Origin of the sequence: Neorhizobium vignae, assembly GCF_000732195.1 — a bacterium.
GTDB lineage: Bacteria > Pseudomonadota > Alphaproteobacteria > Rhizobiales > Rhizobiaceae > Neorhizobium > Neorhizobium vignae.
The window spans coordinates 1-1,334 of the sequence record NZ_JNNU01000059.1; the positions used below are offsets into that span (position 1 = coordinate 1).

The window sequence follows — 1,334 nt, forward strand, 5'->3', positions numbered from 1 at the left end:
GAGATATTGCAACGCATGGAGGCCGCACAGCAGGGCCGCCCATCACGTTGACCACCCTTTGAGTTCGTGAGCATATTCCGTCCGCGATCCAGAGCGGACCTGGAGCCCCGTAGCCTTCATCGGCTGCGGGGCTTTCGAGTTTCTATTTGCCCCAATCGTTACGAGGCCGCCGAGCGGGCGTACGTCTGTCAATATTCGGCAGGGCTACTCGATCACGGCCCTATGCCGGCGTCGCCCACGGGTTCACAAGCGCGACTCCCATGCCTTCGAAGTCCTTGATGTTACGGGTCACCAGCGTCATATGTCGGGTGAAGGCTGTCGCTGCAATATAAGCGTCATTGATCGGTTTGGGATGGGGCACATGCCATTGGGCGGCCTTGACGGCTGCCGCCTCGTCCAGCGGCAGGATACGGCCGGAAAATGCTGTGAGGACTGTTTTTTCCAGCCAGTTGCGCAGCAGCTTCCCGGCGGCTGCATCTTTGTACTCCACCAGCCCGACGCCCATCTCCAGCTCATGCAGAACCACGGACGAAATAAATGTTTCGGCCGGATCGACGGTCTCGTTCCAGGCCACGACACTCGGATCAGCCCGGCCAGTCGCGACCTTGCGTAGCTCGGACACGACGTTCGTATCGAGCAACAACATCAGGACAGATCGACCGGCTGGGCATGTTCCGTGCGTGGCGGCAGCGGCAAGTCAACGTCTTCCGCGCCCGGCGCAGCCAGCATGTCACCCAGCGTCCGCATTTTGCCTGTAAGCCTCTTGTACTCCTCGAAAGACAAGAGGACGTGCGCGGGCCGTCCCCTGTCGGTGATGATGACAGGTCCCTCCTTGGCGGCGCGCTTTGCGCGACCGAGATCGTGATTGAGTTCACGGCCTGAAAGTGTGGTGATGGTCACGGCCAGCCTCGACATTCGTGGTTACGTAACCACATTTAATCCTCAGAAGCTGAAATTGCAAGAAGCGGCCCCAGCGCTCCGGCGAAATGACGGGGGCAACGAGGATATTGGCTTGCGGCGCGGACGTTTGGCTTCAATCGCGGTTCGAAACCACCGACGTAGCGGCCCTTGCAACCATCAGCACTTCACCGAGATCCGTTGCGTTCCAGACTACTCCGCAATCCCTCCACTAGGCGCGCTTCGGCGGGTCTTTCTCTTGAGTTCGGGCGGTTGAGTGGATCTAGCGTCGGCGACTGCAGTTTTCGATAGCGTGCATATCGGGTGTAGGCGAACTGCGGTCAGCGGTTCCAGGACCAGCAGCGCCAGATCGACGAGGTGAAGACGGCGCAGGGCAGCGTCTACGGCCAGCGGGATATCATCGTCGATCTTCGGGA

3 protein-coding genes are annotated in these 1,334 nt (G+C 60.1%); all 3 read right to left on the minus strand.

All coding sequences use genetic code 11. The annotated features are described in order from the left end of the window. Positions 1–220 precede the first annotated feature (220 nt). Positions 221–646: a type II toxin-antitoxin system VapC family toxin gene (locus tag GQ59_RS30315; protein WP_037088617.1), complete on the minus strand. Its 426-nt coding sequence runs from the start codon at positions 644–646 to the stop codon at positions 221–223. Further along, positions 646–900, minus strand: coding sequence for a type II toxin-antitoxin system Phd/YefM family antitoxin (locus GQ59_RS30320; RefSeq protein ID WP_037088619.1), 255 nt, complete (start codon positions 898–900; stop codon positions 646–648). Before GQ59_RS30320 ends, GQ59_RS30315 begins: the two co-directional genes overlap by 1 nt. A gap of 210 nt (positions 901–1,110) precedes the next feature. Further along, a partial coding sequence (locus GQ59_RS32925) for a hypothetical protein (protein WP_207642203.1) occupies positions 1,111–1,334 on the minus strand: 224 nt, incomplete at its 5' end.

What these genes read in the sequence shown, in the direction of transcription:
- GQ59_RS30315 (WP_037088617.1), bottom strand. Translation starts at nt 646, where the DNA reads ATGTTGTTGCTCGATACGAACGTCGTGTCCGAGCTACGCAAGGTCGCG.